This window comes from Streptomyces sp. NPDC052101, assembly GCF_040680235.1.
In the GTDB taxonomy this organism is placed as follows: domain Bacteria; phylum Actinomycetota; class Actinomycetes; order Streptomycetales; family Streptomycetaceae; genus Streptomyces.
The window spans coordinates 34,357-56,959 of the sequence record NZ_JBFAWH010000037.1 but is presented as its reverse complement, the minus strand read 5'-3'; the positions used below and the strand labels follow the sequence as shown (position 1 = coordinate 56,959).

Below are 22,603 nucleotides of genomic sequence, written 5' to 3'. Positions count from 1 at the left end.
TCACGGCTACCAGCGCGCTCCCGGGCCGCGACGGCGACGCGCGCCCGGCCCACCCGAACGGGTTGGGTCCGGGGGGCCTTCTGCGCGGGGCCGGGCGGCCTTCTGAGAAGGCGGTACGGACGCGCTGCCGGACCGGCGTCCTGATACGGCGTTCGGGCGCCTGGTAGTGACCCGGCATCCCCCTCGTGACCAGGCCAGCCCGTCCTGGCCCGGCCTCGCCGACGGGTCCGGACACGCCGTCCTGGCCCGACGTCCGTGTCGTGGCCCGGCCATCCCGTCCTGTACCGGCCCCCTCGGGCACACCGCGCGCCCCTTAGTGGTGGCGGGCGGCGTTCAGGAGGGCGGGGTCTGGTGTTGGTGTTGGGCGCGGGAGACGTCGTATACGCCCGGGACGTCCCGCATGGCGCGCATGAGGGCCGGGAGGCGGGCCGCGTCGGGGAGTTGGAGGGTGTACGTGTGCCGGACCCGCTGCTGGCTGGGCGGTTCGACGGTGGCGGAGACGATGTCGACGCCGGTCGAGGAGATCGCTTCGGTGAGGTCCGCGAGCAGATGGGGGCGGCCGAACGATTCAGCGACCAGCGTGACCCGGCACTCGGTGGTGTCCCCCCAGCGCACGCCGACCTCCGTGCGCCCCCGGCTCTTCATGTGCGCCACCGCGGCGCACTCCACGCGGTGCACGGTCACCACTCCCCCACGCACCGCGAAGCCGGTGATCTCGTCCGGCGGTACGGGCGTACAGCACCCGGCGAGCCGTACGGCGGCCCCGGGCGGGTCCACAAGGACGTCGGCACCCCGGGGGCGGGCCACGGGGGCACCCTCGGCGGTTCCCCCGGCGGCGTCAGCGCGCGGGCCGCCGGGAGGGCGCGCGGAGGCGGTGGCCGCGGAGCGCCCGGAGGCGGAGGTCTCGGCGGGTTCGCGGCGGGTGCCGCCCCCGTCCTCCGTGCCGGTGCCGCCGCCGGGATGCGTTGCCAGCCACCGCTGGATGGCGATGCGTGCGGCCGGGGTATGGGCGTGCTCCAGCCATTCGCGGGAGGGCTCGGAGGCGGGGTCCTGGCCCATGAGGAGCTGGACGGTGTCGCCGTCCTTCAGGACGGTGCTGAGGGTGGCCAGCCGGCCGTTGACGCGGGCGCCGATGCAGGCGTGCGCGTCCTCGCCGTACTGGGCGTAGGCGGCGTCCACGCAGGTGGCGCCCTCCGGCAGGCCGAGCCTGCCGCCGTCGGGGCGGAAGACTGTGATCTCGCGGTCCTGCGCGAGGTCCTCGCGCAGGGTGGACCAGAAGGTGTCCGGATCGGGCGCGGCCCGCTGCCAGTCGAGGAGGCGGGAGAGCCAGCCGGGGCGGGTGGGGTCGGCGCGCTCGCCGTCGGCGGGGGCCTCGGAGGCTGGGGTGTCGGTGGCCTCGGCGTCGGATACGGCGGCGCCGGACACGGCGGTGTCGGGCGTGGGTGCGTCGGACGCGGGGGCGTACGGGTTGCCGAGCGCGACGACGCCGGCCTCGGCGACCTTGTGCATCTGGTGGGTGCGGATGAGGACTTCCACCACCTGGCCGTCGGGGCGGGCGACGGCGGTGTGCAGCGACTGGTACAGGTTGAACTTCGGTACGGCGATGAAGTCCTTGAACTCCGAGACGACGGGCGTCATACAGGTGTGCAGTTCGCCGAGGACGCCGTAACAGTCGGCGTCCTCGTTCACCAGCACGAGCAGACGGCCGAAGTCGGTGCCGCGCAGCCGTCCGCGTTTGCGGGCCACGCGGTGGACGGAGACGAAGTGCCGGGGGCGGATGAGGACTTCGGCCTGGATGCCGGCCTCGCGCAGCACCCCGCGCATCTCGTCGGAGACCTCGGCGAGCGGGTCGTCGGGGCGGGCGGCGTTCTCGGCGATGAGTCCGCGGGTGTGCTCGTACTCCTCGCGGTGGAGGATGGCGAAGACCAGGTCCTCCATCTCGGTCTTCAGGGCCTGCACGCCGAGGCGCTCGGCGAGCGGGATGAGGACGTCGCGGGTGACCTTGGCGATCCGCGCCTGCTTCTCCGGGCGCATCACACCAAGGGTGCGCATGTTGTGCAGACGGTCGGCGAGTTTGATCGACATCACGCGCACGTCGCTGCCGGTGGCGACGAGCATCTTGCGGAAGGTCTCCGGCTCGGCGGCGGCTCCGTAGTCGACCTTCTCCAGTTTCGTCACCCCGTCGACGAGATAACGAACCTCCTCGCCGAACTGTTCCCGCACCTGATCGAGCGTCACATCGGTGTCCTCGACGGTGTCGTGCAGCAGAGAGGCCGTCAATGTGGTGGTCTCGGCGCCGAGTTCGGCGAGGATCAGGGTCACGGCGAGCGGGTGGGTGATGTACGGTTCGCCGCTCTTGCGCATCTGGCCGCGGTGCGAGGACTCCGCGAGGACATAGGCGCGCCGCAGCGGATCGAGGTCCGCGTCGGGGTGGTGGGCGCGGTGCGCCTCCGCGACATGGCCGATCGCGTCGGGCAGCTTGCCGCGGACGGCGGGGCCGAGCAGCGCGGCCCGGCCGAGCCTGCGCAGGTCGATCCGGGGCCGGGATTTCCTGCGGTCCGCCCTGGGCACCGCGGGGGCAGTGGCCGCCGCGGACGGCGTGGGCGCTACCGGGCCAGGGGTCGCAGGGTTCGTGGCCTCCGCACTCATGGGCACCTCCGGCTCGTGGACCGGCGGACGGGGGCCCCAGGGCGTACGCGGCTCAGGGATGGCGACGTTCCCCCGTCCGTGCCGGTGCTTGATGCTATCGAGCCCACCACGTGCGACCGACCGCCTCTCGCCGAGCGTGAAACGGATCACCCAATCGAGCGACGGAAAAGAGGTTTAGGATTTGCGCCACGTGGCCTGAGGTCGTCCGCGGTTTCGAACAGCCCCTGTTGCCGGAAACCCCTGATCCGGGCGCCGGTTGCCGTCGTCCTCGTGGTGTCGCCGTGTCAGCGAAGCGCGTTTTCCAGCCATTCGCCGTCGATCTCGCCCTCGGCGACGATCACGGCGGGTCCGGTCATCTCGATCTCGCCGTCGGGCCGCTCGGTGATGACGAGACGGCCGCCGGGGAGGTCGACGGTGTACGTGGCCGGGGCGCCGGTGACGGCAGGGTCGGCGCCGTCGCGCCGGGCGGTGGCCACGGCGACGGCGCACGCGCCCGTGCCGCACGAGCGGGTCTCGCCCGAGCCGCGCTCGTGCACGCGCATCGCGACGTGGCGGGGGCCGCGGTCGACGACGAACTCGACGTTCACCCCGTCCGGGTAGGCGTTCGCCGGGCTGACCGGCGGCGCGGTGTACAGATTTCCGGCGTACGCGAGGTCGTCGACGAAGGCGACCGCGTGCGGGTTGCCCATGTTGACGTTACGGGCGGGCCAGTTGTGCTCGCCGACGCTCACCGTGACCTCACCCTCCGGCAGCCGGGCACGGCCCATGCCGACGGTGATGTCACCGTCCTTCGCGATGTGGACGGTCTTCACGCCCGCGCGCGTGGCGATGGCGAGGTCACCTTCGCCCACATGTCCGGCGTGCTGGAGGTAGCGCGCGAACACACGGACTCCATTGCCGCACATCTCGGCGACCGAGCCGTCGCCGTTGCGGTAGTCCATGAACCACTCGGCCTCGGGCGCCATCGACCGGGCCTCCGGATGAGCGGCGGAGCGCACCACGTGGAGCACGCCGTCCCCGCCGATTCCGGCCCGGCGGTCGCACAGGGCAGCGACGGTGGCCGGCATCAGGTCGAGGGCGTTCTCCGGGTCCGGGACGATCACGAAGTCGTTCTCGGTGCCGTGACCCTTGAGGAAGGCGATCCGTGTGCTCATTCCTCGATCGTACGGGAGCGCTCTGCAAGGAGGGCCGGTGGACGGCGGGGGTCCGGGCCGGTGGGACCGTGCGGGTCGTCTGTGGCCGGTCACGCCCACGCGGCGGCAGCCGCACATCTGACACAGCCCCGCGCCCTGAAGGAGCGCCCCTGAAGGAGCGCTCCTGAAGGGAGACACCCTTCAGCGGAGCCTTGCCACCCGCCAGACCGCGAGAACCGCGACCACGGTCACCAGCAGGACGTACCCGAGTACGACCCTCCAGTCCGGGCGGCGGTCCGAACCCCGCGCCGGCAGGCCGGGCCAGGTGTAGCCCACCCGGCGGGCGGCCATCATGCCCCAGCCGGCCGCGCAGGAGCAGATCAGCAGGCCCAGCATGGCGATGACGGCGCCGCTGTCACCGAAGTCGAAGGCGAGCGGGAAGGCGAACATCAGGGAGCCGACGGCGGACAGTGCCACGATCGGGGCGAGCTGCCAGATACGCAGCCGGCGCTGCGGGCGCAGCTCGACCTCGACCTCCGGACCGCCCGGGTACATCTCCTCCGGCTCCGGCCCGTCGTCGGTCACACCGTCGGGCGTCTCGTCGGGGCCGTCGTCGGTCAGCCGGACCTCGATGAGGGCGTTCTCGATCGGCTGGGCTTCCGCGAGCGGGTCCTCGATCGACCGGGCTTCGGTGAGCGGGTCTTCGGTCAGCCGGGCTTCGGTGAGCGGATCCTCGATCAGCCGGGCTTCGGTGAGCGGATCCTCGATCAGCCGGGCTTCGGTGAGCGGATCCTCGGTCGGACCGCCTTCCGCAACCGGCCCGGCTTCCGCTTCCACAGGGGAGCCTTCGGGCAGCCGCTGCTCGATCACCCGGCCTTCGGCCAGACGGTCCTGGACCAGCCGGCCCTCCGTGGAACGGCCGTCGGTGAGGCCGCTCCCGCCCGGGCAGTCCTTGGTCAGTCGGTCCTTGGCCAGACGGTCCTGGCCCGCCTCCGGTTCGTCACCGTCAGTGGTGACGGGTTCGATGCTTTGTGCGGTGTCGCGAGGGCCGGCCTCCATCGCCACGCGCCCTCCCAACTAGGCTCCACTTGGTCGATCGAAGCTCGATGATGGCACGGCGCCGAAGGCCGAGATGACCGGCGGCGCATCCCGATGCCATGACGTGATCAGGCTGTGACCGGTCGTTCGACCAACGCCAGGGCCTGGTGCGGAAGTTCCCCCCGGTCCGCCACCGCCCCACTCAACCAGTGCACCCGGGGATCGCGCCTGAACCATGAATCCTGACGGCGCGCGAAGCGCTTGGTGGCACGCACGGTCTCGGCCCGCGCTTCCGCTTCGGTGCACTCCCCGGCGAGCGCCGCGAGCACCTGCTGGTAACCCAGCGCACGCGACGCCGTGCGCCCCTCGCGCAACCCCTGCGCCTCCAGTGCGCGCACCTCGTCCACGAGGCCCGCCTCCCACATCCGGTCGACCCGGAGCGCGATGCGTTCGTCCAGTTCCGGGCGCGCCACGTCGACTCCGATCTGGACGGTGTCGTAGACGGAGTCATGCCCTGGCAGGTTCGCGGTGAAGGGCCGGCCGGTGATCTCGATCACTTCGAGCGCCCGGACGATACGGCGGCCGTTGCTCGGCAGGATCGCGCGGGCGGCGTCGGGGTCGGCGGCGGCCAGCCGGGCGTGCAGCGCGCCCGAGCCGCGCAACGCCAGTTCCTCCTCCAGACGGGCCCTGACCTCGGGGTCGGTGCCGGGAAACTCCAGGTTGTCGACGGCCCCACGGACGTACAGGCCGGAGCCGCCGACCAGGATCGGCCAGCGGCCCTCGGCGAGCAGGGCGTCGATCCGGGCGCGGGCCAGCTTCTGGTACTCGGCGACGGAGGCGGTGACCGTCACGTCCCAGACGTCGAGCAGGTGGTGCGGGATGCCGCCCCGCTCTTGCGGCGTCAGCTTCGCGGTGCCGATGTCCATCCCTCGATACAGCTGCATGGAGTCGGCGTTGACGACCTCCCCACCGAGCTGCTGGGCAAGGAATACGCCGAGATCGGACTTTCCGGCCGCGGTGGGTCCGACGACGGCGATGACGCGGGGGGTGGAGGGTGCGCTGCTCACCGCACCAGTCTCGCAAACCTCCAGGCCGTGCCTCGAACGAGTTACGTGACGGGTAGGGCTCCGGGTCGTTGCCCGTGGCGAGATGCCGCCGTCCGGCACGCCGGAGGCGGTGACCCGGGCGGCGCAACTGTACGCACCGGGTAACGCGGGAATTCGCCCGCACGAGTACCGTATGGAGTGGATATGGGCGTTTTTGCACGACTCCTTCGCAAGTCGAAGGCGACTTCGGAGCCGGCGGCCGCCGAGGCACAGGCCGACGCGGAGCCGGAAGCCGCCGAGACCGAGGAAGCGGAGTCGGCGGAGGCGACGGCGGAGGCGACCGGGCCGGCGGAGGCGAAGGGCACGGCCGGGGACGAGGGCGAGGAAGTGGCGGCGGGGTCGGACGCCGGCACGGATGACGCGTCCGAGGGCTCCGGCATCCCCAAGCAGCAGTCCGCCGAGGCGGCCGCCGACAACGAGGCCGGCGAGGGCGCCCGCAGGTAACTGCCCCGTGAGGGAAGGTGGACCATGGGTCTGTTGGACAACATGAAGGCCAAGCTCGGCCCGGCCAGGGACAAGGTGTCGGACCTCGCGCGGCAGCACGGGGAGAAGGTCCAGCACGGCCTGGACAAGGCCGCGCATGTCGTGGACGAGCGGACCAAGGGCAAGTACAGCGACAAGATCCAGGCGGGCACCGGCAAGGCCAAGGAGGCGATGGACCGCCTCGCCCACAAGGACGCTCCCGGCCCGGAGTCGGCCACCGGCGGTCCAACGGCCCCCACCCCGCCGGAGGGCCCGCCACCGGCTTCCTGAGTCTCCACAACCGCATGTGGATCGGCGGACGGCCGCGGAGCACACCAGCTCCCCGGCCGTCCGCCGTTTCCGTCCGCCGTTTCCGAGCGCCGTGTACGCACCCCGCGTACGCGTACGCCGACGCGCCCCCCGTCCATGCCCCCTCTGCCGCCTGGGCGTGGTCGGCAACCACACCCCCTGCTACGACCAGGTGGCCACCACATACCCCACGCCGTACGGTGCGGCCTCGTACAGCAGTGAGCCGGTGAGGTTCGCGTACTCGGCAGCGCCGGACAGGACCTGCCAAGGGGCTCGGCCGGAGGCCTTCAGCTCGTGGGCCAGCTTGGGGTCCAGGGCCTGGACGGCAGCCACGTCCGCCGCGCCCAGCGCCCGCGCGGCCTCCGCGTCGAAAGGTTCCGCCCGCTCGTCCAGGTAGCCCGGCGCCTTGACCGTGCGGCACGCGCTGGCGTCTCCCATCACCAGCAGCGCAACGCGCCCGGCCCGGGCGCCGATCTGCCTTCCGATCTCGATACACCGCTCGGGCGTGAACGGTTCACCGACCCCGAGTCCCTCGATCGGGGCATCCGCCCAGCCGGTCCGCTCCAGCAGCCACGCCCCGACGGCGAGCGACGGCGGCAGCTCGCGCTCGCCGGCGCTGTCCGTCGCCGGTCCGAGGCGTGCGTCGAGGTCGACCCCGAACCCCCGGAACGATCCCCGGGCGCCCTGCGGAAACGATCCGCGTCCGCTCTCCTCGGCGGGCCCGACCACGACCAGGAGGTCCGGACGGGCAGCGGCGAGCACACCGAGCGCGTCGGAGCAGGCCGCGCGCGCGGCGTCCATTTCGGGTGCGGCACCCGCGGCGACCTCGGGCACGAGCAGCGGAGGGCAGAGACAGACAGCGGCGGCGACAAGCATGATCGGCAGGGTAACGCCGCACGAGCCCGGATCAGGCCTCCATGAGCACGTCGGCCGGGTCGATCACCCGGGAACGAGGTGTGCCGTCAAAGCTGTGCCGTCAAAGGTGTGCCGTCAGTCGCAACCGCAGCCACTCGCCGCCACGGGCAGCGGCTCCGGGACGCCGATCTTCGGCAGGCCCAGCATCACGCCGGCCGGCTTGGCGGACTCGGCGGCGGTGCGCTTCTCCCAGGCGTCCCCCGCGCGCGTGCGGCGCACGGCGAGGACGGGGCCCTCGGCGAGGAGGTGGTGCGGGGCGGCGTAGGTCACCTCGACGGTGACCACGTCGCCGGGGCGGACCTCCTGCTCCGGCTTGGTGAAGTGGACGAGCCGGTTGTCCGCGGCGCGGCCGGAGAGCCGGTGCGTGGCGCCGTCCTTGCGGCCCTCGCCCTCGGCGACCATCAGCTCCAGCGTGCGGCCGACCTGCTTCTTGTTCTCCTCCCAGGAGATCTCCTCCTGGAGGGCGACGAGCCGCTCGTAGCGCGCCTGGACGACCTCCTTGGGGATCTGGTTCTCCATGGTCGCGGCCGGGGTGCCCGGGCGCTTGGAGTACTGGAAGGTGAAGGCTTGCGCGAAGCGCGCCTCACGGACCGCGTGCAGGGTCTGCTCGAAGTCCTCCTCGGTCTCGCCGGGGAAGCCGACGATGATGTCGGTGGTGATCGCGGCGTGCGGGATGGCGGCCCGGACCTTCTCGATGATCCCGAGGTAACGCTCCTGCCGGTAGGACCGGCGCATCGCCTTCAGCACGGCGTCCGAGCCGGACTGCATCGGCATGTGCAGCTGCGGCATCACGTTCGGGGTCTCGGCCATGGCGGCGATGACGTCGTCGGTGAAGTCACGGGGGTGCGGGGATGTGAACCGCACCCGCTCCAGGCCCTCGATGGTCCCGCAGGCGCGCAGCAGCTTGCTGAAGGCCTCGCGGTCGCCGATGTCGGAACCGTAGGCGTTGACGTTCTGCCCGAGCAGCGTGATCTCGCTGACGCCTTCCGCCACCAGCGCCTCGACCTCGGCGAGGATGTCGCCGGGTCGGCGGTCCTTCTCCTTGCCGCGCAGGGCCGGGACGATACAGAAGGTGCAGGTGTTGTTACAGCCGACGGAGATCGACACCCAGGCCGCGTAGGCGCTCTCACGCCGGGTCGGCAGGGTGGACGGGAAGGCCTCCAGCGACTCGGCGATCTCGACCTGCGCCTCCTCCTGCACGCGGGCGCGCTCCAGCAGGACGGGCAGCTGGCCGATGTTGTGCGTGCCGAAGACGACGTCCACCCAGGGCGCCTTCTTCACGATGGTGTCGCGGTCCTTCTGCGCGAGGCAGCCGCCGACCGCGATCTGCATGCCGGGCCGCGAGGCCTTCCTCGGCGCGAGGCGGCCGAGGTTGCCGTACAGCCGGTTGTCGGCGTTCTCCCGCACCGCGCAGGTGTTGAACACGACCACGTCGGCGTCCCCGTCCGCCCCCTCGGGCGCCCGCACGTATCCGGCCTCTTCGAGCAGCCCGGCCAGGCGCTCGGAATCGTGGACGTTCATCTGGCACCCATAGGTGCGGATCTCGTAACTCTTGGATGCTTGAACGTCCACTGCGGGGCTCCGGTCGCTGCTGCTGGTCATGTGTCAAGGGTAGGCGGTCCCGGGAGAGCCCCTGTCGCCGTGCCTCACAGGCCCCGTCCCCGGCACCTGCGTGCCTGGAAGCGCGCGCTGCGGGCGTCCGCGGGGTGACGAGGAGGGGCGTCACGGATCTCGTCGGCCTGCGGAAACCCGGTGGAGACGCCGGGCCCGGCGTGCCTATGGTCGCGCAATGAGTAGTAGTCGCACTTTCCGGATCACCGTTCGCGGTGTCTTCGACGGTCTCACCGATGCACAGCGCGCCGCGCTGCTGGCCGACGCTGCCGCACACGACGTGCTGCGCGCCGCGTTCACGCCCGAGGGCAGCCTCACCTACGACATCGCCGCACGGCCGGCCTTCGTCTTCCGTTTCTCCGACACCGGGGAGGAAGAGGAGGACATCCTGGAGGCGACCGAGCGGGCCGAGACGACGGCGAAGGCCTGGCTCGCCGAACGCGGCTACGGCTTCAAGAACCTCCGCTCCACCGCCGAGGACCTCTCCCAGGCTCCGATGGGCAAGCGGCAGCGCCGCGCGGCGCGTACCGGGGGCGCATAGATCGACGCGTTCCGGCAGCCCATAAACTTGAGTACTCAAGGAGGCAGCAATGAGCGGGGAAGAACGCGCGGGACAGGGCGGTGAGCGGCGGCGATGAGTGACACCCTGGACGCGGCACTGCGGCTGGTACGGGCCCAGGCGGCGCTCGTGCGTCGCTTCGACTCCCGGCTGAGCGGCCTGCACGGCGTCAGCCTCGCCGACTTCACCCTGCTGCTCCGCCTGGGACAGGCACCCGGCGGCCGTATGCGCCGGGTGGACCTCGCCGAGGCACTGGGCCTGACGGCCTCCGGGGTCACGCGCGGGCTGGCTCCGCTGGAGCGGATCGGGCTGGTGACCCGCGAAGCGGATGCCCGGGACGCGCGCGTGGCCTACGCGTCACTGACCGCGACGGGCAGGCGGCGGCTGACGGAGATGCTCGCCACGGCCGAGGAGACCGCTGCCGAGCACTTCGCCGCACCGGCGTGGAGCGCCGAGGACATCGGGCTGCTCTCGACCCTGCTCACCCGCCTCGGCGGCACCGGCCTGAGCGGCCGCTGAGTCTCGAGCGGGGGCTGCGCCCACTCCTCTCTGCGCTCAATACCCTCTCTGCCCTCACTCCCTCTCTGTCCTCATTACCGTCTCCACCCCCGCTATCCCGTCTACCGCACCGGTCGCCGCCGTCCGCATCGAGGCGGCGGCCGGTCCTCAATCAGCCCCCGAACCTGGGGGTTTCGGTCTCGCCTGACTCGAACTCGCCGTGGCACAGCTCACGTTGAGGTGTGGCCGATTTGTGAGGGACCCATGGACAAGGGCATGGCATGCTCGTGGCTCACCACGAGTTACCAGCCGGTACTACCTCCAGGTAGCCCGCTCGCCCGGTGCCTCTCCGCCACCCCCCCACTCCACACAGGACCGACCATGCACAGACGCATGCGGCACAGACGTGCCCTGCTGCCCGCCTTCGCCGTGACCGCCCTCTTCCTCGCCGCGGCCTGCTCCTCGCCCGCACCGCATGCCGAGCCGTCGGCGGCCGCCGGGCACGGCCGGCACGTCGAGGTCGCCGACCAACCCGCCGACGGCACCGACCACTCGCTCGCCGTCGCCGCGGCTCCCGCCACCGCCCCTACCGCCACGGCGGGACCGGCCGGGTCCGGGCAGCGGGCCCACAGAACAGCGCTCGCCATCAGCGCCTACGACAGCCACACCCGGCGGGCCGTCCTTTCCAGCAAGCCCAACAGGCCCACCCGTCAAGGGAGTTCATCCGGCTCCCCGACGGCCTCCCCCTCCCCCTCCGTCTCTCCCTCACACTCCGCTTCCCCCTCTCCCTCCGCCACCCCCACCGGCGCCGCGCATCAGACCGCCGTCGGCGATGTGATCGCCAGTGCACCCGCGCCCGGGGCGCCGCACGGGTTGCTCGCCAAGGTCACCAAGGTGATCGGCGAGACGGACGGCGGCACCGAGGTGCAGACGGAACCCGCCACGCTCAACTCGCTGCTCGGCGACGAGACGGCGAAGGGCGCGGTGCCGGTCGACCCGTCGTCCTTCGCCGTCGACAAGCTGCTGCCCGATGTGAAGGTGTCCTGGGCGAAGGCCGGTGACGTACGCGTCGGACCGAAGGGTGCGACAGTGCCGCTCGGCAGCCTGCGGCTCGACATGAGCGCCGGCATACCGGCGGCCCAGGGCACCCCGGCCTCGGCCGCCGCCTCGGTGCACGGCTTCGTCCAGCTCGCCCCGCGGGTCGACTTCGCCTACGGCGGCAGCGGCACCGAAGTGCCGCCCGGCTCCGCCTACCTGGGCGTGTCCGGCGACTGGACCTCCGGCTGGGCGGTCAAGGGCCGGGCCGCCGTGACCACCGGCACCCCGCTGCGGATTCCATTCGCCAAGCTGCACGCCGACCCCGTCCTCCAGGTCGGGCCCGTCCCCGTCGTCGTCAACCTGGATCTGACCTGCTACCTCCAGATCAGCGGTGACGGGCAGGTCACCGTCGATGTCGAGCAGAACCTCAAGGGCGATTTCAAGGCGGGCGGCACCTTCGGCCTGACCAAGGGCTGGACGCCGGTCAGCTCCTCGGACATGACGAGCACTCCGGTGCGCGCGTCCGTCACCACGGCCGGGAGCATGAAGACGGCGCTGGGCGCCGAGGCCTCGGTCGGCCTGTACGGCACCGTCGGCGTCACCGCCGACCTGGCACCGTATCTGCGCGGCGAGGCCTCCGGCACGGTCACCGCCTCCTCCGACGGCGCCGGGGCGAAGAGCGCGGGAGCATGGGGTGTGTACGGCGGGGTCGACCTGTCCGGGGCCCTGCGGCTGCAGCTGTCCGTCTTCGGAACACCGATCGTCCAGCGGAGCATCCCGCTGGGCACCCTGAACCGCGAGTGGAAGCTGGCGGGCGGCACTCTCTGAGTGCCTCTCGGGTGGGTCAGGACGTGGCCGGTATCCAGCCCTGGTGGCGCAGTACGGACGACACGTCCGGTGCCCGGTAGTACTCCCCCTTGAGGACCTTGCCGTCGGCCCGGCGGGCGACCTGTCCGTCCGGGCCGAGCTTGCTCATGTTGGCCCGATGGATCTCGGCGATCACCTGATCGAGGTCGATGCCGTGGACGAGCGCCGTGCCGTACGCCACGTAGACCACGTCGGCCAGTTCGTGCGCGAGCTTGTCCAGCGGGCCGTCGACCGCGACCTCGGCGACCTCCGCGGCCTCCTCGGCGAGCAGCTCCCCACGGTGCGCGGCCAGTTCGGGGTCCACCTCCGTCGGCGTGCTGCGGGCGTCGAGGCCGAAGGCGCGGTGGAACTCTTGGACGAGGTCGGCGGGTGAAGTGCTCATGCGCCGACTCTAACGGCCACCACTGACAGCGCCCGGTGTCCTCCTCCCGGTCCCGGAGTGATCTCGGCCCTGGTCAGTGCCGCCCCCGGCCTGGCAGGATCGCCGCATGTCCAAGGTGTTCCCCCGGATCAGCAGACGCCGGGCGCTGTCGGCCACGGCCGCCGGTGCCGTGGTGCTCGGGCTGCTGTTGTGGTGGCTGCTACCGCTGGGCGAGGAGCCGCCGAGCGGGACGATCGTCTTCAGCACGGGCACGCCGCGAGGCGTGTACCAGGAGTACGGCGAGCGGCTGCGCGCCGAGTTCGCCAAGGACATGCCCGACCTGAAGGTGAAGCTGCTCAACAGCGCCGGTTCGCAGGAGAACGTGGAGCGCGTGGCGACCGGCAAGGCCGACTTCACCATCGCGGCGGCCGACGCGGTGGAGGCGTACGAACTGGCGCACGGCCGCGGCGCCGACCGGCTGCGCGGGGTGGCCCGGCTCTACGACGACTACGTGCATCTCATCGTGCCCGACGACTCGGACATCCGCAGTATCGCGGACCTGCGGCACAAGCGGGTGGCGACGGGCCTGCCCCACTCCGGGGTACGGCTGATCGCCGACCGGGTGCTCAAGGCCGCGGGCATCGACCCGCGCAAGGACATCACGCCGGTCGGAGACGGCATCGACACCGGGCCCGACCGGCTGGAACAGCACAAGATCGACGCCTTCTTCTGGTCGGGCGGTCTGCCCACCAGGGGACTTGTCACGCTGGCGAAGAAGTCCGCCTTCAGGTTCATACCGATCGAGGGCGACCTCGTCACCGAGCTGCACGACGAGGGCCAGCAGGCGCGCTATTACCGGGCCACCAACATCCCCGAGTCGGCCTACCCGGACGTACAGCAGGGCAGCCAGGTCCCGACGATCGCCGTGTCCAACCTCCTGATGACCCGCACGGACGTCGATCCCCGGCTGACCGAGTGGGTGACCCGCACGGTCATCAAGAGCCGCGACGGCATCGGCGCCCACGTCCACTCCGCCCAACTGGTGGACCTGCGCACCGCCATCTACACCGACCCCCTGCCTCTCCAGGAAGGCGCCCGCCGCTACTACCGCTCGGTGAAGCCGTAGCCCGATCGCCCCGGGCCCCAGCGCAGCCGACACCCGGCCGTCCCCGGATTCCCACAGCCCCGACTCCCCGGATCCTCGGATCCCCGTCGTCGGGATTCCCGGCTCCCCGGCTCCTCGTCGTCAGGATTCCCCGTGCCTGGGCACCGTCACCGTCACCCGCAGCCCGCGCGGCTCGTGGTGGGCGTAGGTGATCGAGCCGCCGCCAGCCGTGAGAAGGGCGCGGGTGATGGACAGGCCGAGGCCGGAGCCCTTGATGTTCTGGTGCCGGCCGCTGCGCCAGAACCGGTCGCCCACACGCGTGAGTTCCTCGTCGGTGAGGCCGGGGCCGGTGTCGGTGACGACGACCGTGGACATGTCGCCGTTCGAGTCGACGGTGATCTCGACCGTGCCGCCCTCGGGGGTGAACTTCACGGCGTTGTCGATCACCGCGTCCAGGGCGCTGGACAAGGTGATCGGGTCCGCCCAGCCGGTCGTGGGCGGGCAGTCCCCGGTCAGCCTGACACCCTTGGCCTCGGCGGCCGGAGACCACGCGGCGACCCGCTCCCCGGCGAGCGCGCCGATGTCGGTCAGCCTCAGGTCCGCCCCGGCGTGCTCGGCCAGCGCCAGGTCGAGCAGGTCGTCCAGGACCTGCGCGAGGCGTTTTCCCTCGGTGCGGACCGAGGCGATCTCCTCGTTGTCCTCCGGGAGTTCGAGAGCGAGCAGTTCGATGCGCAGCAGCAGCGCCGAGAGCGGGTTGCGCAGCTGGTGCGAGGCGTCCGCGACGAAGGCGCGCTGCTGCTCCAGCACGCCTTCGACGTTGTCCGCCATCTCGTTGAACGACCGGGCCAGCCGTCTGAGTTCCGGCGGCCCGCCGGCGGCCGCGACCCGTGACTTCAGGCGTCCGGTGGCGATGTCGTGCGTGGTGGCGTCCAGGATCCGTACGGGCCTGAGCACCCAGCCGGTCAGCCGCAGCGCCGCGCCGACCGCCAGCAGCATCGCCGCGCTCTCCCCGGCCCCGATGACCAGCCAGCCGCGCAGGATCCTCGAACGCATCTGCCCGGTGGGCGAGTCGGTGACCACGACCGCCACGACGTCCCCGTCCCGGATCACCGGAGAGGCGACGACCAGCCGGCTGCGCTGCCAGGGCCACACCTGCTTCGGGTCGTGGCTGCGCCGGCTGAGCAGCGCCTCGTCGAAGGCGTTCAGCACCTCCCCCGTCCGCGGTACGAACCAGTCGCCGGGCGCATTGGCCATCGCCGAACCGTTGCGGTAGAAGACGCCCGCCCTGATGCCGTAGACGCCGTAGTAGCTGTCCAGTTCGCTGCGCAGGGCCTCCAGGCGCTCGTCGGTGCTGGTGCGGCGGGACCCGCTGGGTCCGTCGGTGACGAACTGGGCGAGCGCCGCGAAGCGGGCCGTGTCGTCGATGCGGTCGACGACGACCTTCTGCTGCTGGGCGGCGGCCAGGCTGATGGCCAGCGGGAGGCCGAGGGCGAGGAGTACGGCCGCCATCAGGACGATGAGCAGCGGCAGGAGCCGTGTGCGCACCCGTCCCCGCTAGGCGGCCGGGGCGACGAGCCGGTAGCCGACGCCGCGTACGGTCTCGATCAGCGCGGGCATGCGCAGTTTGGCGCGCAGGGAGGCGACGTGCACCTCCAGGGTGCGGCCGGTGCCCTCCCAGCTGGTGCGCCAGACCTCGCTGATGATCTGTTCCCGCCGGAAGACGACGCCGGGGCGCTGCGCGAGCAGGGCGAGCAGGTCGAACTCCTTGCGGGTCAGTTGGATGTTCGAACCGTCCACCGTGACCTGCCGGGTGGGCAGTTCGATACGCACGGGACCGAGCAGCAGGGAGTCGTCGCCGCCGGGGCCCGTGTCCTCGTGGACGGTGCGCCGGCTGACGGCGTGGATACGGGCGAGCAGTTCCCCAGTGTCGTACGGCTTCACCACGTAGTCGTCGGCGCCGAGGTTGAGGCCGTGGATGCGGGAGCGGACGTCGGAGCGGGCGGTGACCATGATCACCGGGGTGCTGGTGCGTTTGCGGATCTTGCCGCAGACCTCGTAGCCGTCCTGGTCGGGCAGGCCGAGGTCGAGCAGGACCACGCCGAAACCGTTGCCCTCGGGGACGAGCGCCTGGAGGGCCTCCTCGCCGCTGCGCGCGTGAGTGACGTCGAAGCCGTGTCGTGCGAGTACGGCCGACAGAGCCGCGGCGACATGGTTGTCGTCCTCGACGAGCAGCAGTCTCATCCCGGCCCCCTCCGGTTAAGCGGTCGTACGGTCTGGGTTCGCGTGCGCCGTGTAGTCCGCACGCGCGCGTGCACCATGGCAGTGACGCCGATGGACAAGGACGGCGTCAAGAGCGTTCCGGTTGCCCGTCGCTTCCGTTATCCGGCCGATACGCACACGGGCGACAAGTGCTACAACACGTGTCCGATTGCTATCGGATCGTGATGCTCAGATCTCCCTCAGATGTGATGACGCAGGTCACAGCCGCTCACTACTGTCCTCCGAAACCGAGGAGGACGGAGCCTGAGAGCGATGACCAATGTATCGGTGGCCAAGGAAGACCGGGCCGCATCCGACGAACTGGTCGTCCTGAAGAGCGTCAACAAGCACTTCGGCGCGTTGCACGTACTCCAGGACATCGACCTGACGATCGCCCGCGGCGAGGTCGTCGTGGTCATCGGGCCCTCCGGGTCCGGAAAGTCGACCCTGTGCCGCACCATCAACCGCCTGGAGACGATCGACTCGGGCACCATCGCGATCGACGGAAAGCCGCTGCCCCAGGAGGGCAAGGAGCTGGCCCGGCTGCGGGCGGACGTCGGGATGGTCTTCCAGTCCTTCAACCTGTTCGCGCACAAGACCGTGCTCGAGAACGTGATGCTGGGGCAGCTCAAGGTCCGCAAGACGGAGAAGAAGCAGGCCGAGGAGAAGGCCAGGTCGCTGCTCGACCGGGTCGGCGTGGGCACCCAGGCCGACAAGTACCCCGCCCAGCTCTCCGGCGGCCAGCAGCAGCGCGTCGCCATCGCGCGGGCGCTGGCGATGGGCCCGAAGGTCATGCTCTTCGACGAGCCGACCTCCGCTCTCGACCCCGAGATGATCAACGAGGTCCTCGAGGTCATGCAGCAGCTCGCCCGCGAGGGCATGACGATGGTCGTCGTCACGCACGAGATGGGTTTCGCACGATCGGCTGCCAACCGGGTCGTCTTCATGGCCGACGGCCGGATCGTCGAAGAGGCTGCGCCCGACCAGTTCTTCAGCAACCCGCGCAGTGACCGGGCCAAGGACTTCCTGTCCAAGATCCTGCACCACTGACGGTGCGCGCCGGGCCCTCGACGCCCTGGGTCGCCTTTTCCAACGGACCTCGTTTCTCACCACTCAAAGGATGTTCAGCATGAAGCTCCGCAAGGTCACCGCCGCCTCGGCCGTCGCCCTCGCCCTCGCCGTGACCGCCACCGCGTGCGGCGGCAACAACTCGAACAGCGGCTCGGGTGGCGGCAGCGGCAAGATCAAGATCGGTATCAAGTTCGACCAGCCGGGCCTGGGCCTGAAGCAGCCCGACGGCAGCTACTCGGGCTTCGACGTGGACGTGGCCACCTACGTCGCCAAGCAGCTCGGCTACAAGGCGAGCGACATCCAGTGGGTGGAGACCAAGAGCGCCGACCGTGAGAACGCGCTGCAGCGCGGTGACGTGAAGTTCATCGCCGCCACCTACTCGATCACCGACAAGCGCAAGGCCAAGGTCGACTTCGCCGGTCCGTATCTGCTGGCCCACCAGGACCTGCTGCTCAAGAAGGACTCGAAGATCGCCAAGGGCACGGACCTCAACGGCAAGAACCTGTGCTCCGTGACCGGCTCCACCTCGGCACAGAACATCCACGACACGATCGCCCCGCACTCCAACCTGAAGGAACTCAGCTCCTACTCGGAGTGCATCGCGAGCCTCCAGAGCGGCGCGGTGGACGCGGTGACCACCGATGACTCGATCCTCGCGGGCTACGCCGCGCAGGACAAGTACAAGGGCCAGTTCAAGCTCGCCGGTCTGAAGCTCAGCAACGAGAACTACGGCATCGGCGTCAAGAAGGGCGACTCCGCGACCCTCGACAAGATCAACAAGGCGCTGGAGAAGATGGTCAGCGACGGCTCCTGGAAGGCCGCCGTGGAGAAGAACTTCGGCCCGGCGAGCTACAAGAACGAGCCCGCGCCGAAGATCGGCCAGATCGTCAAGTAACGCGGAACTCCGCCGGCGCTCGCTCCGGCGGGTGACGCAGGGTCCTGAAGGCGCGCCGCCGCCGCTTTCCCGGCGGCGCGCCCCGCCCTCCACGTACGCCACACACCCGGAAGCGCGGGAGATCGTGTTCGACTTTCTTCATGGTTACGACGTCCTAGGGGCGTTCTGGATGACGGTGAAACTCACCGTCCTCTCCGCGGTCGGCTCCCTGGTCTGGGGCACCCTGCTGGCCGCGATGCGGGTCAGTCCGGTCCCGATGATGCGCGGGTTCGGCACCCTCTATGTGAACATCGTCCGCAACATCCCGCTGACGATCATCATCCTGTTCACCTCGCTCGGTCTCGCCGACATCTTCCGCGTGACGCTGGGCGCCTCCGACTTCAAGGTCCAGGGCTTTCGCCTGGCCATCCTCGGGCTCATCGCCTACACCGCCGCCTTCGTGTGCGAGGCGATCCGCTCCGGCATCAACACCGTGCCGGTCGGCCAGGCCGAAGCCGCCCGTGCGATCGGGCTCAACTTCAGCCAGACCCTGCGCCTGATCGTGCTGCCCCAGGCGTTCCGCGCGGTCATCGGCCCGCTGGCCAACGTCCTGATCGCCCTGACGAAGAACACCACCGTCGCGGCCGCCATCGGCGTCGCCGAGGCCGCGACCCTCATGAAGACCATGATCGAGAACGAGGCACAGACCCTGGCCATCGGCGCCGTCTTCGCCCTCGGGTTCGTGATCCTGACCCTGCCCGTCGGCCTGATCCTGGGCTGGCTCGGCAAGCGACTGGCGGTGAAGCGATGAGCTCCGTCCTCTACGACACTCCCGGCCCCCGCGCCAAGCGGCGCAACGCCCTCCTGTCCGTCGTCTTCCTCGTCCTGCTCGCCGCGCTGGTCTGGTGGGTCTGGAAGACGATGGACGACAAGCAGCAGCTGCGCTGGGACCTGTGGCAGCCGTTCACCACATCCGAGGCCTGGACGACGTACCTCCTGCCAGGACTCGTCAACACCCTCAAGGCGGCGGCGCTGTCCATGGTGATCGCCCTTCCGCTCGGCGCCGTCTTCGGTATCGCCCGGCTGTCGGACCACCGCTGGGTGCGCATCGTGGCGAGTGTGGTGGTCGAGTTCTTCCGGGCCATCCCGGTCCTGCTGCTGATGCTGTTCGCCAACGAGTTCTACAACCGCTACACGCAGGTCAACAGCGACGACCGGCCCCTGTACGCGGTGGTCACCGGCCTGGTGCTCTACAACGCCTCGGTGCTCGCCGAGGTCGTGCGGGCCGGCATCCTGGCCCTGCCCAAGGGCCAGACGGAGGCGGCGTACGCCATCGGCCTGCGCAAGGGGCAGACGATGACCGGCATCCTGCTCCCGCAGGCGGTCACCGCCATGCTGCCGGCCATCGTCAGCCAGCTCGTGGTCATCGTGAAGGACACGGCGCTGGGCGGTGTGATGCTCGGCTACGCCGAACTGCTGAGCGAGCGCGGCACGCTCGCGGCCAACTACGCCAACGTCATCGCCAGCTTCACCGTCGTGGCGGTCATCTACATCGTGCTCAACTTCGCCCTGACGTCCTTCGCGAGCTGGCTGGAGCGCAGGCTGCGGCGCAGCAAGCGCAGCACGGGCGCGGTGCTCGGCGCGGAGGACATGGAGGAGCTGAACCCGGCGGCGGTGGGCGGCGCCTTCGGGACCGGAAGCGCGGTCTGACGGCTCGTCATTGACCCATACGGCTCCCGGGGGCAGCGGCATGATCGCCACTGCCCCCGGTCACTTGACGCAAACTCTGCCAATGGGTTGCATACGTTCTGTGATCGTGCACCCCGCTTCACCTTCTTGTGAACCGCCATCCGTCAAGGCATCGCCGCGGGCAGGGGGCACCACGCCGTGGACCCGGTGATCATCGTCGGAGCGGGGCCCGTCGGGCTCACGCTCGCCCTGGCGCTGGCCCGTCAGGAAGTGCCGACCGTCGTCCTGGACGAGGGCCCCGGCAAGGACGAGCCCCGCCCGGCGCGCACCGTCGTGCTGCGCGAGGACACGGCCGCGCTGATGGAGCGGCTGACCGGAATGGCGCTCGGCGAGCAGGGCGTGCGCTGGGCCGGATGGCGCTCCCTGCGGCGCAGGCAGGTGATGAGCGAGATCACCTTCGCCGAGTCGGACCCCGCCGCCCCGCTGCACATCGCCCAGCATGTCCTCACGGGCGCCCTGCGCGCGGCCCTCGCCGACCAGCCGCTGGTGAAGACGGCCGTGGACCATCGCCTGGACGCGATCGAGCAGGACCGTTCCGGCGTCACCGCGCACACCCGCGGCGCAAACGGCACCTGGTGGCGCGGCAGTTACCTGGTCGGCTGCGACGGACCGCGCTCCACCGTGCGCAAACTCCAGGACATCCGCTTCCCGGGGCGTACGGCGGTGGAACGGCACGCGGTCGCCGCGCTGCGCGCGGAACTTCCGTGGGAGGGCCAGACGTTGCTCCATCGGATGCCGCCGTGGCGGCAGTCCGGGCCCTCGGCCGGGGAGGTGACCGCCCGCCCCCTCCCGGACAGCGTGTGGCGCCTGGACTGGCTGCTGCCACCGGGCAAGGACCTGGTCACGCCCGAGACCCTGGTGGCCCGGATCCGCGAGACGCTCGCGGGCTGGACGGAGGGCTCCACACCGGCGTACGACCTGCTCGACACCGGTGTCCACACGGTGCACCACCGGCTCGCCCGCCGCTGGCGCGCGGGCCGGGTCTTCCTCGCCGGGGACGCGGCCCATCTGCTCGGCGCGCTCGGCGCCCAGGGGCTGGACGAAGGCCTCAGGGACGCCGACAACCTCGCCTGGAAGCTGGCCGCGGCCTGGCACCACGGCCCGCACGAGGCCCTGCTGGACAGCTACCAGGCCGAGCGGCGCGCGGTGGTCACCGCACGACTGCGCGCCGCCGACCAGGTGCTGCCGGTGCTGCGCGGCTCCGGCGGGCTGCGCCAGATCGTCCCCGGCGCGGCGCGGGGCCACGACGCGCTGCTCACGGACGGTCATCTGGGGCGCGGGTCGCTGGGTGCGCCGGGGGTGTACGCGGACTCCCCGCTCGCGCCCGGGCAGCTGGAGGGCGAGATCCCGGTCGACACCCCGCGCGGCGCACTGGTCACCGATGTACGGGTCACCGCGGAGGACGGTTCCTTCGTGCACCTGCGCGACCGGTTCAGCCGCGGCGCCCTGCTCGTCGTCCTGATCGCGCCAGGTACGGGCGTGTGGGACCGCAAGCACTGGGCGTCCGCCGGGATCATGCCCCGGCTCGCTGCGGCCGTGACGGCGCTGCCCCACCCCGCCGAGCTGCTGGTCGCCGAGAGCTACCCGGGTGCGCCGGCGCACAGTGTGCTGCTCGTGCGCCCCGACGGCCACTTGGTCACCGTGCTGAGCGGGGTCCGTCCGGCGGTGCTGTACGCGGCGGCGGAGGCAGCGGTGGGCAGCCCGGCGAAGGAGGCGGCACAGGCGGCCTCCGGCGCGCGCTGAGCCGGGGGCCGTCACCCTCTGTCCACATGGTGACGGTGAGTTGACCGAAGGGCACGCTCATGCTGTACTCCGGACCATGACCGACACCTGTGTGCGCCTGTGGCGGAGGGTCCACATGGACCTCGTCCGCTACGCGGGCTGCGTGTGTCGCCCGTCCTGCTGAATTCGCATCCCTCTTCCTTCCCGGCGCCGTCGTGCGCCCGTTCCGCGAACGCATCTCAGGACGGTGTACGTGTCTGTCTCCCCTGTTCCCGTGTCCCCTGCCGTCGGCTCGGCGCCCACCCAGGCGGACCTCCTCGATTTCGTACGGCGCACGGCCGCCGACGCCGAGCTGATCGCCTCCCTGCCGCTCGACCCGGAGGGCCGCACCTGGGTGCGGCTGGAGGGTCCGGGTGGCAGCGAGGCATGGCTGATCGGCTGGCCGCCCGGCGCCGGCACCGGCTGGCACGACCACGCCGACTCGGTCGGCGCCTTCCTCACGGCCTCCGGCGCGCTCAAGGAGAACTCACTCGCGACCCGGCTGCCGACCGACGGCTGGAAGACCCTGGAACTCACCGAGGGCGTGGACCGCGAACGCCGGCTGCCCGCCGGCGAGGGCCGCGCCTTCGGCCACCACCATGTCCACGAGGTCCTCAACGACTCCCGCGACGCGCACGCGATCTCCGTGCACGCCTACTACCCGCCCCTGCCACGCATCCGCCGCTACAGCCGCGCCGGTCATGTACTCCGCCTCGAGCAGGTCGAACGCCCGGAGGACTGGCAGTGAGCGGCACGGCGGAGACGGCACGGGCAGGTGCCGTGGTGCAGGCCGGCAACACCGGAAGGGCGGCCGGCCGAGGTGAAGAACGGCCGGTCGGCATAGACGGGTTGCTGGACCAGGTACGGGCGGGCTACCGGCGCATCGGGGCTCGGGAGGCGCACGAGGCGGCTCGGAAGGGCGAGGCGCTGCTGGTCGACATCCGGTACGCGGCCCTGCGCGAGCGGGACGGGCTGATTCCCGGTGCGCTCGTCGTCGAGCGCAACGAACTGGAGTGGCGCCTCGACCCCCAGGGCAGCCACCGCGTCCCCGAGGCCACCGGCCACGACCTGCGCGTCGTCGTGGTCTGCAACGAGGGCTACGCCTCCAGCCTCGCCGCCGCCTCCCTCCACCAACTGGGCCTGCACCGGGCGACGGACCTGGTGGGCGGCTTCCAGGCATGGCGGACGGAGGGACTCCCGGTGGAGCCGGCGGCGTCCTGAGCCGGCGCCGGCCCGGG

23 protein-coding genes are annotated in these 22,603 nt (G+C 71.2%); 14 read left to right on the top strand and 9 right to left on the bottom strand.

Annotated elements, in window-relative coordinates:
• Positions 1–333 precede the first annotated feature (333 nt).
• The 4 genes from AB0L75_RS37665 to miaA form a co-directional block, all read right to left on the bottom strand.
• A complete protein-coding gene (locus AB0L75_RS37665; protein WP_365190536.1) occupies positions 334–2,649 on the bottom strand; it encodes an HD domain-containing protein in 2,316 nt (771 codons plus the stop codon).
• Between the two features lie 284 nt (positions 2,650–2,933).
• A complete protein-coding gene (gene dapF / locus AB0L75_RS37660; RefSeq protein WP_365190535.1) occupies positions 2,934–3,803 on the bottom strand; it encodes a diaminopimelate epimerase in 870 nt (289 codons plus the stop codon).
• A 180-nt stretch (positions 3,804–3,983) separates the two neighbouring features.
• Positions 3,984–4,430 carry a hypothetical protein gene (locus AB0L75_RS37655; RefSeq protein WP_365190552.1) on the bottom strand — a complete coding sequence of 149 codons (447 nt, stop codon included), beginning with the start codon at positions 4,428–4,430 and terminating at the stop codon, positions 3,984–3,986.
• A 518-nt stretch (positions 4,431–4,948) separates the two neighbouring features.
• Entirely contained in the window at positions 4,949–5,887 is a 939-nt protein-coding gene (gene miaA / locus AB0L75_RS37650) for a tRNA (adenosine(37)-N6)-dimethylallyltransferase MiaA (RefSeq protein ID WP_365190533.1), read from the bottom strand.
• 183 nt (positions 5,888–6,070) lie between these two features.
• Here miaA and AB0L75_RS37645 point away from each other — a divergent pair, with 183 nt between their 5' ends.
• Positions 6,071–6,370 (top strand): hypothetical protein, encoded by a 300-nt coding sequence (locus AB0L75_RS37645; RefSeq protein WP_365190532.1) that lies wholly within the window; start codon positions 6,071–6,073, stop codon positions 6,368–6,370.
• Between the two features lie 24 nt (positions 6,371–6,394).
• Positions 6,395–6,679 (top strand): antitoxin, encoded by a 285-nt coding sequence (locus AB0L75_RS37640; protein ID WP_365190530.1) that lies wholly within the window; start codon positions 6,395–6,397, stop codon positions 6,677–6,679.
• A 180-nt stretch (positions 6,680–6,859) separates the two neighbouring features.
• Here AB0L75_RS37640 and AB0L75_RS37635 read toward each other — a convergent pair whose 3' ends face one another.
• Together AB0L75_RS37635 and miaB are read right to left on the bottom strand one after the other, a co-directional pair.
• Entirely contained in the window at positions 6,860–7,573 is a 714-nt protein-coding gene (locus tag AB0L75_RS37635; protein WP_365190528.1) for a class III extradiol dioxygenase subunit B-like domain-containing protein, read from the bottom strand.
• A 114-nt stretch (positions 7,574–7,687) separates the two neighbouring features.
• Positions 7,688–9,214: a tRNA (N6-isopentenyl adenosine(37)-C2)-methylthiotransferase MiaB gene (gene miaB / locus AB0L75_RS37630; protein ID WP_365190526.1), complete on the bottom strand. Its 1,527-nt coding sequence runs from the start codon at positions 9,212–9,214 to the stop codon at positions 7,688–7,690.
• Between the two features lie 187 nt (positions 9,215–9,401).
• On the opposite strand from miaB, the gene AB0L75_RS37625 reads away from it, so the two are divergent.
• From AB0L75_RS37625 to AB0L75_RS37615, 3 genes are all read left to right on the top strand, one after another.
• Positions 9,402–9,764 carry a DUF6204 family protein gene (locus tag AB0L75_RS37625; RefSeq protein WP_365190525.1) on the top strand — a complete coding sequence of 121 codons (363 nt, stop codon included), beginning with the start codon at positions 9,402–9,404 and terminating at the stop codon, positions 9,762–9,764.
• Between the two features lie 93 nt (positions 9,765–9,857).
• Positions 9,858–10,301: a MarR family transcriptional regulator gene (locus AB0L75_RS37620; RefSeq protein ID WP_365190523.1), complete on the top strand. Its 444-nt coding sequence runs from the start codon at positions 9,858–9,860 to the stop codon at positions 10,299–10,301.
• Positions 10,302–10,673: 372 nt separating this feature from the next.
• Positions 10,674–12,146 carry a hypothetical protein gene (locus tag AB0L75_RS37615; RefSeq protein ID WP_365190522.1) on the top strand — a complete coding sequence of 491 codons (1,473 nt, stop codon included), beginning with the start codon at positions 10,674–10,676 and terminating at the stop codon, positions 12,144–12,146.
• A gap of 16 nt (positions 12,147–12,162) precedes the next feature.
• Here AB0L75_RS37615 and AB0L75_RS37610 read toward each other — a convergent pair whose 3' ends face one another.
• Complete coding sequence (locus AB0L75_RS37610) at positions 12,163–12,567, bottom strand: MazG nucleotide pyrophosphohydrolase domain-containing protein (RefSeq protein ID WP_365190521.1); 405 nt, start codon at positions 12,565–12,567, stop codon at positions 12,163–12,165.
• Between the two features lie 106 nt (positions 12,568–12,673).
• On the opposite strand from AB0L75_RS37610, the gene AB0L75_RS37605 reads away from it, so the two are divergent.
• On the top strand, positions 12,674–13,672 hold the full coding sequence (locus AB0L75_RS37605; protein ID WP_365190520.1) for a TAXI family TRAP transporter solute-binding subunit: 999 nt from the start codon (positions 12,674–12,676) through the stop codon (positions 13,670–13,672).
• A 120-nt stretch (positions 13,673–13,792) separates the two neighbouring features.
• On the opposite strand, the gene AB0L75_RS37600 is transcribed toward AB0L75_RS37605, so the two are convergent.
• On the bottom strand, positions 13,793–15,196 hold the full coding sequence (locus AB0L75_RS37600) for a HAMP domain-containing sensor histidine kinase (RefSeq protein ID WP_365190518.1): 1,404 nt from the start codon (positions 15,194–15,196) through the stop codon (positions 13,793–13,795).
• Positions 15,197–15,205: 9 nt separating this feature from the next.
• Positions 15,206–15,892: a response regulator transcription factor gene (locus AB0L75_RS37595; protein WP_365190517.1), complete on the bottom strand. Its 687-nt coding sequence runs from the start codon at positions 15,890–15,892 to the stop codon at positions 15,206–15,208.
• Positions 15,893–16,183: 291 nt separating this feature from the next.
• Here AB0L75_RS37595 and AB0L75_RS37590 point away from each other — a divergent pair, with 291 nt between their 5' ends.
• The 8 genes from AB0L75_RS37590 (at position 16,184) to AB0L75_RS37555 (ending at position 22,586) form a co-directional block, all read left to right on the top strand.
• A complete protein-coding gene (locus tag AB0L75_RS37590; RefSeq protein ID WP_365190516.1) occupies positions 16,184–16,960 on the top strand; it encodes an amino acid ABC transporter ATP-binding protein in 777 nt (258 codons plus the stop codon).
• Positions 16,961–17,039: 79 nt separating this feature from the next.
• Entirely contained in the window at positions 17,040–17,876 is an 837-nt protein-coding gene (locus tag AB0L75_RS37585) for a glutamate ABC transporter substrate-binding protein (protein ID WP_365190514.1), read from the top strand.
• 124 nt (positions 17,877–18,000) lie between these two features.
• Positions 18,001–18,666: an amino acid ABC transporter permease gene (locus AB0L75_RS37580; protein ID WP_365190513.1), complete on the top strand. Its 666-nt coding sequence runs from the start codon at positions 18,001–18,003 to the stop codon at positions 18,664–18,666.
• Complete coding sequence (locus tag AB0L75_RS37575) at positions 18,663–19,565, top strand: amino acid ABC transporter permease (RefSeq protein WP_365190512.1); 903 nt, start codon at positions 18,663–18,665, stop codon at positions 19,563–19,565. The genes AB0L75_RS37580 and AB0L75_RS37575 overlap by 4 nt, the downstream gene beginning before the upstream one ends.
• Before the next feature lie 177 nt (positions 19,566–19,742).
• A complete protein-coding gene (locus tag AB0L75_RS37570; protein WP_365190510.1) occupies positions 19,743–21,347 on the top strand; it encodes an FAD-dependent monooxygenase in 1,605 nt (534 codons plus the stop codon).
• Between the two features lie 76 nt (positions 21,348–21,423).
• Positions 21,424–21,510: a putative leader peptide gene (locus AB0L75_RS37565; RefSeq protein WP_313960178.1), complete on the top strand. Its 87-nt coding sequence runs from the start codon at positions 21,424–21,426 to the stop codon at positions 21,508–21,510.
• 90 nt (positions 21,511–21,600) lie between these two features.
• Positions 21,601–22,113 (top strand): cysteine dioxygenase, encoded by a 513-nt coding sequence (locus AB0L75_RS37560; RefSeq protein ID WP_365190509.1) that lies wholly within the window; start codon positions 21,601–21,603, stop codon positions 22,111–22,113.
• Between the two features lie 35 nt (positions 22,114–22,148).
• On the top strand, positions 22,149–22,586 hold the full coding sequence (locus tag AB0L75_RS37555) for a rhodanese-like domain-containing protein (RefSeq protein WP_365190551.1): 438 nt from the start codon (positions 22,149–22,151) through the stop codon (positions 22,584–22,586).
• Positions 22,587–22,603: the final 17 nt, after the last annotated feature.

Bases quoted from the DNA above. Each gene is read 5' to 3' on its own strand.
- AB0L75_RS37665 (WP_365190536.1), bottom strand. From the start codon at position 2,649: ATGAGTGCGGAGGCCACGAACCCTGCGACCCCTGGCCCGGTAGCGCCC.
- dapF (WP_365190535.1), bottom strand. From the start codon at position 3,803: ATGAGCACACGGATCGCCTTCCTCAAGGGTCACGGCACCGAGAACGAC.
- AB0L75_RS37645 (WP_365190532.1), top strand. From the start codon at position 6,071: ATGGGCGTTTTTGCACGACTCCTTCGCAAGTCGAAGGCGACTTCGGAG.
- AB0L75_RS37640 (WP_365190530.1), top strand. From the start codon at position 6,395: ATGGGTCTGTTGGACAACATGAAGGCCAAGCTCGGCCCGGCCAGGGAC.
- AB0L75_RS37635 (WP_365190528.1), bottom strand. From the start codon at position 7,573: ATGCTTGTCGCCGCCGCTGTCTGTCTCTGCCCTCCGCTGCTCGTGCCC.
- miaB (WP_365190526.1), bottom strand. From the start codon at position 9,214: ATGACCAGCAGCAGCGACCGGAGCCCCGCAGTGGACGTTCAAGCATCC.
- AB0L75_RS37625 (WP_365190525.1), top strand. From the start codon at position 9,402: ATGAGTAGTAGTCGCACTTTCCGGATCACCGTTCGCGGTGTCTTCGAC.
- AB0L75_RS37620 (WP_365190523.1), top strand. From the start codon at position 9,858: ATGAGTGACACCCTGGACGCGGCACTGCGGCTGGTACGGGCCCAGGCG.
- AB0L75_RS37615 (WP_365190522.1), top strand. From the start codon at position 10,674: ATGCGGCACAGACGTGCCCTGCTGCCCGCCTTCGCCGTGACCGCCCTC.
- AB0L75_RS37610 (WP_365190521.1), bottom strand. From the start codon at position 12,567: ATGAGCACTTCACCCGCCGACCTCGTCCAAGAGTTCCACCGCGCCTTC.
- AB0L75_RS37605 (WP_365190520.1), top strand. From the start codon at position 12,674: ATGTCCAAGGTGTTCCCCCGGATCAGCAGACGCCGGGCGCTGTCGGCC.
- AB0L75_RS37595 (WP_365190517.1), bottom strand. From the start codon at position 15,892: ATGAGACTGCTGCTCGTCGAGGACGACAACCATGTCGCCGCGGCTCTG.
- AB0L75_RS37590 (WP_365190516.1), top strand. From the start codon at position 16,184: ATGACCAATGTATCGGTGGCCAAGGAAGACCGGGCCGCATCCGACGAA.
- AB0L75_RS37585 (WP_365190514.1), top strand. From the start codon at position 17,040: ATGAAGCTCCGCAAGGTCACCGCCGCCTCGGCCGTCGCCCTCGCCCTC.
- AB0L75_RS37575 (WP_365190512.1), top strand. From the start codon at position 18,663: ATGAGCTCCGTCCTCTACGACACTCCCGGCCCCCGCGCCAAGCGGCGC.
- AB0L75_RS37565 (WP_313960178.1), top strand. From the start codon at position 21,424: ATGACCGACACCTGTGTGCGCCTGTGGCGGAGGGTCCACATGGACCTC.